At 71.9% G+C, this 7530-nt stretch carries 7 protein-coding genes; 2 read left to right on the top strand and 5 right to left on the bottom strand.

The window, feature by feature from the left end; translation table 11 throughout:
* Positions 1–3 precede the first annotated feature (3 nt).
* Positions 4–1137 carry a mechanosensitive ion channel family protein gene (locus FKN01_RS11270; protein ID WP_143619142.1) on the top strand — a complete coding sequence of 378 codons (1134 nt, stop codon included), beginning with the start codon at positions 4–6 and terminating at the stop codon, positions 1135–1137.
* A 12-nt stretch (positions 1138–1149) separates the two neighbouring features.
* On the opposite strand, the gene FKN01_RS11275 is transcribed toward FKN01_RS11270, so the two are convergent.
* The 5 genes from FKN01_RS11275 to FKN01_RS11295 all read right to left on the bottom strand — a co-directional run bounded on the left by FKN01_RS11275 (position 1150) and on the right by FKN01_RS11295 (position 5684).
* Positions 1150–2736, bottom strand: a complete 1587-nt coding sequence (locus FKN01_RS11275; protein WP_143619144.1) for a Na+/H+ antiporter — start codon at positions 2734–2736, stop codon at positions 1150–1152.
* A 107-nt stretch (positions 2737–2843) separates the two neighbouring features.
* The gene (locus FKN01_RS11280; RefSeq protein ID WP_143619146.1) at positions 2844–3320 is read right to left on the bottom strand and encodes a GNAT family N-acetyltransferase; all 477 of its coding nucleotides are present in this window, start codon (positions 3318–3320) and stop codon (positions 2844–2846) included.
* Positions 3317–4258: an RluA family pseudouridine synthase gene (locus FKN01_RS11285; RefSeq protein ID WP_143619148.1), complete on the bottom strand. Its 942-nt coding sequence runs from the start codon at positions 4256–4258 to the stop codon at positions 3317–3319. Before FKN01_RS11285 ends, FKN01_RS11280 begins: the two co-directional genes overlap by 4 nt.
* Before the next feature lie 73 nt (positions 4259–4331).
* Positions 4332–4985 (bottom strand): signal peptidase II, encoded by a 654-nt coding sequence (gene lspA, locus FKN01_RS11290; protein ID WP_143619150.1) that lies wholly within the window; start codon positions 4983–4985, stop codon positions 4332–4334.
* Positions 4986–5042: 57 nt separating this feature from the next.
* Complete coding sequence (locus FKN01_RS11295) at positions 5043–5684, bottom strand: TraR/DksA C4-type zinc finger protein (protein WP_143619152.1); 642 nt, start codon at positions 5682–5684, stop codon at positions 5043–5045.
* A 551-nt stretch (positions 5685–6235) separates the two neighbouring features.
* Here FKN01_RS11295 and FKN01_RS11305 point away from each other — a divergent pair.
* Positions 6236–7530 (top strand): class I tRNA ligase family protein (locus tag FKN01_RS11305; RefSeq protein ID WP_143619154.1); only part of this gene is annotated, 1295 nt, incomplete at its 3' end.

The following is a 7530-nucleotide window of genomic DNA, read 5'->3' on the forward strand; positions in this document are numbered from 1 at the left end:
AGCATGGAGAGTGTTCTGCGGCCGCTGATCGTCCTCGGCGGCTCGGTGGTGCTCACCCTGGCGGCGGGCTGGTTCTTCGACTTCCTGCTCAGGCGCGCCGACGCCCGGCACCACGACACCCCGCTGTGGGGCCTGCTGCGGCGCTGCCGCATCCCGTTCCAGCTGGTCATGTGCGCGGCGCTGCTGCGCGGTACGTACGAGCGGACGGGTCTCGGCCCGGTCCAGGACCACCGGGTGGGCATCGGCCGGCTGCTGACGCTGGTGCTGATCGGCGCGTCCGCCTGGCTGGTGGTGCGGATCGCCATCGCGATCGTGGACTCGGTGTACGCGCGCTACGCGGCGGCCCACAACCGGGACCCGGCGCGGGTCCGGCGGGTGCGGACGCAGGTGACGCTGATCCAGCGGGTCGTCATCGCGATCGTGACGATCCTGGCCGTCGCGGCCATGCTGCTGACGTTCCCCGAGATGCAGGCGGTGGGCACCTCGATGCTGGCGTCGGCCGGTCTCGTGGGCATCGTCGCCGGTGTCGCCGCCCAGTCCACGCTGGGCAACCTCTTCGCGGGCCTCCAGATCGCGTTCGGCGACATGGTCCGCATCGGCGACACCGTGGTGGTGGACGGCGAGTGGGGCACGATCGAGGAGATCACGCTGACCTTCCTCGCGGTGCGTACGTGGGACGAGCGGCGGATCACGATGCCGGTCTCGTACTTCACGGGCAAGCCGTTCGAGAACTGGTCGCGCGGCGGGGCCCAGATGACCGGCTCGGTCTTCTTCCACCTCGACCACTCGGCGCCGATCGAGGCGATGCGCGACAAGCTGCGGGACATCCTCGGCGAGTGCGCGGCCTGGGACGGCCGGAACTGGTCCCTGGCGGTCACGGACACCACCCCGACGACGATCCAGGTGCGCGCGGTGGTCACGGCGAAGGACGCGGACGACATCTGGACGGCGCGCTGCGCGGTCCGCGAGCAGCTCATCGGCTGGCTGCGCGACCACCACCCGTACGCGCTGCCGCGGGTCGCGACGGCCCCCGCGGCGCTCCCGCCCGGTGACGCCTGGCCGTCGGTGCACGTGAACGGCAAGGACGAGAAGTCCGCGAGCGGCTGGAACCGGACCCCGCGCACGGGGCGCGGCTGACCCGCGCGGCCCTCAGCGCAGGCTGCGGACGTCCAGCTGCCGCAGGACCCGGTCCACGACCTCCGGGTCCGAGCCGGGCTCGCTGCGCGCGGAGAGCACGGCGTGGCGGGCGGCCGACATCATCTCGCGCTGGATCCGGCTGACCGCCTGGAACCGCTCGACGCGCCTGGCGTAGGCGTCGCGCCGTTCGTCGTCCACCATCTCCGGGCTGATCCGCGCCCCCACGTCGTACGCGAGCCGGTGCAGCCGCTCGACCACGTCCTCGGGCAGGTCCTCGGTCTCCTCGATCTTCTTCAGCCGCTCCCGGGCCGCCTTGGCCGCCCGGATCGCGAGGTCCTTCTCCAGGGCCGCCTCGGCGTCGGTGTCCGCGCGCACCCCGAGCCGCCGCACCAGCCAGGGCAGCGTCAGCCCCTGGAAGACCAGGGTCACCATGATCACGGAGAACGCGATGAAGACGATCTCGTCGCGGCCGGGGAACGGCTTGCCGTCGTCCGTCTCCAGCGGGATCGCGAGGGCCAGTGCGACGGAGGCCACCCCCCGCATCCCGGCCCACCACATGATCACGGTCTCCCGCCAGCTGGTGGGGATCTCCTCGCTGACGTCCCGCCGGGTGTGCAGCCGTTTGGCGAGCCAGGTGGCCGGCAGCAGGTACAGCAGCCGTACGCCGACGACGACCGCGACGACCACGAGGCCCCAGCCGGCCGTCTCCAGCAGGCGCCCGTCCGCCGTGCCGAACACGTTGTGCAGTTCGAGGCCGATGAGCCCGAAGGCGATCCCGGTGACGAGGGTGTCGACGATCTCCCAGAAGGTGCGTCCGGTGAGCCGGCCGAGCACGTCGTCGGCGTCCGCGGTGTGCTCCGCGAGGAACATCGCGGTCATCAGGACGGCGAGCACACCGGAGCCCATCAGCTCCTCGGCGAGCACATAGCTGACGAACGGCACCAGCAGGGTCAGGCCCACCTGGAGGGTGGCGTCGCCGAGCAGCCCCATGAGCTTGATGGTGAGCCAGCCCAGCGCGACGCCCACCACGACGGCGACCACCGCGGACAGCACGAGCAGCCCGAACGCCTCGGGCCACGAGAAGGTGCCGCTGACGGCCGCCGCGATGGCCACGTGGTACAGCACGATCGCGGTGACGTCGTTGAACAGCCCCTCGCCCTCCAGGATGGAGATGAGCCGCCGGGGCAGCCCGACCGACCCCGCGACGGCGGTGGCGGCGACCGGGTCGGGCGGGGCGACGAGCGCGCCGAGCGCGACGGCGGCGGCGAGCGGCAGCCCCGGCACGATCGCGTCGGCGACCGCGGCGACGGCGGCGGTCGTGAGGAAGACCAGGGCGACGGCCAGCAGGAAGATGGGCCGCTTGTTCGCGGCGAACTGCCGCCAGGAAGTGCGCTGCACCGAGGCGTAGAGCAGCGGCGGCAGCAGCGCGGGGAGGATGATCTCCGGCGGGATGTCCACGTTCGGCACGAAGCTGAGGAAGGCCAGCACGACGCCGAAGAGCGTCATCAGCACCGGCGCCGGGAGCTTCAGCCGGTCCCCCAGCGGGACCGTGACCACGGCCCCGAGCAGCAGCAGGAGCAGCAGTGACATCTGGTCCACGGGGTGCCTTCCGAAGCGCTCCGGCCGGACCCGGTCCACGCCCGGCCGATTCCCCTCACCCTGCCATGCACCCCCCGCCGCCCGGGGTCAGGGGGTGCGGCGGGGCGTCAGATCGTCCGGCGCATCGCCCGGTGCGAGATGCCCGCGTCCATGAATTCGGGGCCGTACGGCTCGTAGCCGAGGCGCTCGTAGAAGCCCAGGGCGTGCGTCTGGGCGTGCAGGTCGACGGCGGTGAGGCCGTGGCTCCGCGCCGCGTCCTCGATGGCCCGTACGAGCGCGGCGCCGACGCCGAGGCCCCGGGCCTCCTTGCTCACCGCGAGCCGGCCGAGCGAGCCGACGGTGGGGTCCCCGCCGGTGTGCGACGCGGCGGCGGGGCCGTGCAGCAGCCGGCCGGTCCCGAGCGCGGTGCCGTCCGCGGCGACGGCCATGACGTGCACGGCGTCCGCGTCGTGGGTGTCGTACTCGATCTCCTCGGGCACGTTCTGCTCGCCGACGAAGACCTCCTTGCGCACCTGGAAGCAGGCGGCGCGGTCCTGCTCGTCGGCGGCGGTCCGGGTGGTGTACGCGAGGGGCCCGGCCGTCACTGGCTCTCCGCCGCGATGCGGTCCAGCGCCTGCTGGAGGTCGTCGGGGTAGGTGCTGGTGAACTCGACCCAGCTCCCGTCCGCGGGGTGCTCGAAGCCGAGCTTCACCGCGTGCAGCCACTGCCGGGTCAGGCCGAGGCGCTTGGCCATGGTGGGGTCGGCGCCGTAGGTGAGGTCGCCGACGCAGGGGTGGCGGTGGGCGGACATGTGCACCCGGATCTGGTGGGTGCGGCCGGTCTCCAGCTTGATGTCCAGGAGGCTGGCGGCCCGGTACGCCTCGATGAGGTCGTAGTGCGTCACCGAGGGCTTGCCGTCCGCGACGACCGCCCACTTGTAGTCGTGGTTGGGGTGCCGGCCGATGGGGGCGTCGATGGTGCCGCTCATCGGGTCCGGGTGGCCCTGGACCAGCGCGTTGTACTTCTTCTCCACGACCCGGTCGCGGAACTGGGCCTTCAGCAGGGTGTAGGCGCGCTCGGACTTGGCGACGACCATGAGCCCGGAGGTGCCGACGTCGAGCCGGTGCACGATGCCCTGGCGCTCGGCGGCGCCGGACGTGGAGATCCGGTACCCGGCGGCGGCGAGGCCGCCGATGACGGTGGTGCCGGTCCAGCCGGGGCTGGGGTGGGCGGCGACCCCGACGGGCTTGACGATCACCACGATGTCGTCGTCGTCGTGGACGATCTCCATGCCCTCGACGGGCTCCGCGACGATCTGGACCGGGGCGGGCGCCTGCGGCATCTCCACTTCGAGCCAGGCGCCGCCGTGCACCCGCTCGGACTTCCCGACGACCGCGCCGTCCACCTGCACCTTGCCGGCGGCGGCCAGATCGGCGGCCTTGGTGCGGGAGAAGCCGAACATCCGGGAAATGGCGGCGTCGACGCGCTCGCCCTCCAGACCATCGGGGACGGGCAGGGTGCGGACCTCGGGTTGCGTACTCACCAGTCGAGTATGCCTTGCCCCCGCCGCTCCCCGTTCCTCAGTCCCGTTCCCCCGGTCCCCGGTCCTCGTTCCCTCAGTCCTTGTGGACGGTGCCGTCCGGGTCCAGGCCCTTGAAGGAGAGGAGGACGATCAGGATGCCGCCGCAGACGATCGCGGAGTCGGCCAGGTTGAAGACGGCGAAGTGGGCGGGGGCGATGAAGTCCACCACCGCGCCCTCGAAGACGCCCGGCGCGCGGAAGATGCGGTCGGTGAGGTTCCCGAGGGCCCCGCCGAGCAGCAGCCCGAGCGCGATGGCCCACGGCAGGCTGTAGAGCTTGCGCGCGAGCCGCGCGATCACCACGATGACGGTCGCCGCGATGATCGTGAAGATGATCGTGAACGCCTCGCCGAAGCCGAACGCGGCGCCCGAGTTGCGCAGGGCGTCCAGCTTGAGCCAGTCGCCGATGAGCTCGATCGGCTCCTGGTGCTCCAGCTTCGCCACGACGAGCATCTTGCTGCCGAGGTCGAGCAGGTACGCGACGACGGCGACGCAGAACAGCAGGATGACCCGGCGCCGGCGGGTGGCCGGCGAGCGGTCGACGTCCGCGTCCGCCGCGGTGGCCCCGCTCTCCGGGGCCTCCGGCGCGACCGGCTCCGGGGAAGCGGCCGCGCCGTCAGGCCCGGTCTCTCCGCTTCCCTCAGCCCCGGTGATGTCCGGCGTACCGATGATGCGCTCCGCCTCTGCCACGTGAGTCCCTCAACCTAGTTCCCGACTGAGGACGAGGGTACGGCACGCCCGTGCGAATCAGCCTCGTCGTTCCTGCTTCTGCTTGTCCTCGACGCACAGCGTGGCCCGGGGGAACGCCTGCATCCGCGCCTTGCCGATCGGCTTGCCGCAGACCTCGCACAGCCCGTACGTGCCGGCTTCGAGGCGGGCCAGGGCGCGCTCGGTCTGGTCCAGCATCTCCTGGGCGTTGGCGGCGAGCTGCATCTCGTGCTCGCGGGTGATGTTCTTGGTGCCGGTGTCGGCCTCGTCGTCGCCCGCCCCGTCGCCGGAGTCCCGCATCAGCCCGGCCAGCGCGAGACCGGACGCCTCCAGCTCGTTGCGGAGCCGGGTGATCTCGCCGGTCAGCCCGTCCCGCGCGGAGGCGACCTCCTCCGGGGTCCAGGGGTCCTCGCCCGGCCGTACCGCCAGGTCTCCCGGCGCCGTGGCGCCCCGGGCGGGCGGCACGGGTGCCGCGTCCTCGCCCGCGGTCCGGGTACCGGCCGCGCTCTTCTTGGCTACCACCGTGTGGGCTCCCGTCTGATCGGCGGCCTCGGCCGCCCCCGTGGTCGCCGGGGCCGCGGTGGCCCCGGTCTTCTTCGGCGTGGTCTTCTTCGACGCGGTCTTCCGGGCCGCCGCCTTGCTGGCGGAGGTCTTCTCGCCGGGCGCCTTCTTCTCCACCATGGCCGCGGCCCCTTCACACACTGTGATCTTGCTCGCGAGTCGTGCTGGGACGATAAGTCGACCCCCGGCCCGCGGCAACGGGGCACGCCGCCGCATCCCGCCTCCCCGTGTCCGGACCACCGTGTGCCTCCATCCGTTGTGCCCAGCTCCCCGCCGGGTAATCCGGCTTTCCGCCGCTCACCGGTCCGCGCTCAGGCCGGACGCGCCCCGTGTGGCCATTCGGGTCACGCCCGGCCCCTGCGTAAACCGGTCGGACGCCGTGCCCCGGGGCCCGTACACTGGGCTGAGCGAGAGGCGTGGATGGGACGAGTAGCGTCGTACGCAGCCAGCAGCGACCCGGGGACGGTGGGAGCCCGGGGGCGAGCGCGTCGTGAAGATCATCCCGGAGCCGCCGGAAGAACGCCCCCGGAGGGCCAGTAGAACCGGCATCGCACCCCAATGAGGGGGCCCGGGGCGCACGCCCGGGGCCAAGGAGGGTGGTACCGCGGGGACCGGCTCGGTTCTCGTCCCTCCGACGGAAGTGGAAGACGTCCGCCGGAGGAAGCCCGCACATGACATCACCGCAGTACCGCCAGGTACCCGCCCAGGTCGACCTGCCCGCCCTTGAGCACGCCGTGCTCGACTTCTGGCGCGAGCAGAAGATCTTCACCAAGAGCCTCGAACAGTCCGAGGGCCGTCCCGAGTGGGTGTTCTACGAGGGCCCGCCGACCGCGAACGGCATGCCCGGGGCCCATCACATCGAGGCCCGCGTCTTCAAGGACGTCTTCCCCCGCTTCCGGACCATGCAGGGCTACCACGTGGGCCGCAAGGCGGGCTGGGACTGCCACGGCCTGCCGGTCGAGCTGGCGGTCGAGAAGGAGCTGGGCTTCAACGGCAAGAAGGACATCGAGGCGTACGGCATCGCCGAGTTCAACGCCAAGTGCCGCGAGTCCGTGACCCGGCACACCGACGCCTTCGCCGAGCTGACGACCCGCATGGGCTACTGGGTCGACCTGGACGACGCGTACCGCACGATGGACCCCGAGTACGTCGAGTCCGTGTGGTGGTCGCTGAAGGAGATCTTCAACAAGGGCCTACTGGTCCAGGACCACCGCGTCGCCCCCTGGTGCCCGCGCTGCGGCACCGGCCTGTCCGACCACGAGCTGGCGCAGGGCTACGAGACGGTCGTCGACCCCTCGGTCTTCGTGCGCTTCCCGCTCACCTCCGGCCCGCTGGCCGGCGAGGCGGCGCTCCTGATCTGGACGACGACCCCGTGGACCCTGATCTCCAACACCGCCGTCGGCGCGCATCCGGACGTCACCTACGCCGTCGCGACGAACGGCGAGGAGAAGCTCGTCGTCGCCCAGGCGCTGGTGGAGAAGGCGCTCGGCGAGGGCTGGGAGCCCACCGGCCAGACGTTCACCGGCCGCGAGATGGAGCGCTGGACGTACGAGCGCCCGTTCGCCTTCCTGGACTTCCCGGCGGAGGCGCACTACGTCGTCAACGCCGATTACGTGACGACCGAGGACGGTACGGGTCTGGTCCACCAGTCCCCCGCCTTCGGCGCCGACGACCTCCTCGTCTGCAAGGCGTACGGACTGCCGGTGGTCAACCCGGTCCGCCCCGACGGCACCTTCGAGGAGGACCTGCCGCTGGTCGGCGGGGTCTTCTTCAAGAAGGCCGACGAGGCGCTGACCGAGGACCTGAAGGACCGGGGCCTGCTCTTCCGCCACGTCCCGTACGAGCACAGCTATCCGCACTGCTGGCGCTGTCACACGGCGCTGCTGTACTACGCGCAGCCGTCCTGGTACATCCGTACGACGGCGGTGAAGGAGCGGCTGCTTGAGGAGAACGAGAAGACCAACTG

Origin of the sequence: Streptomyces sp. 130, assembly GCF_007096885.1 — a bacterium.
Classification (GTDB): Bacteria; Actinomycetota; Actinomycetes; order Streptomycetales; family Streptomycetaceae; genus Streptomyces.

What these genes read in the sequence shown, in the direction of transcription:
- FKN01_RS11270 (WP_143619142.1), top strand. Translation starts at nt 4, where the DNA reads ATGGAGAGTGTTCTGCGGCCGCTGATCGTCCTCGGCGGCTCGGTGGTG.
- FKN01_RS11295 (WP_143619152.1), bottom strand. Translation starts at nt 5,684, where the DNA reads ATGGTGGAGAAGAAGGCGCCCGGCGAGAAGACCTCCGCCAGCAAGGCG.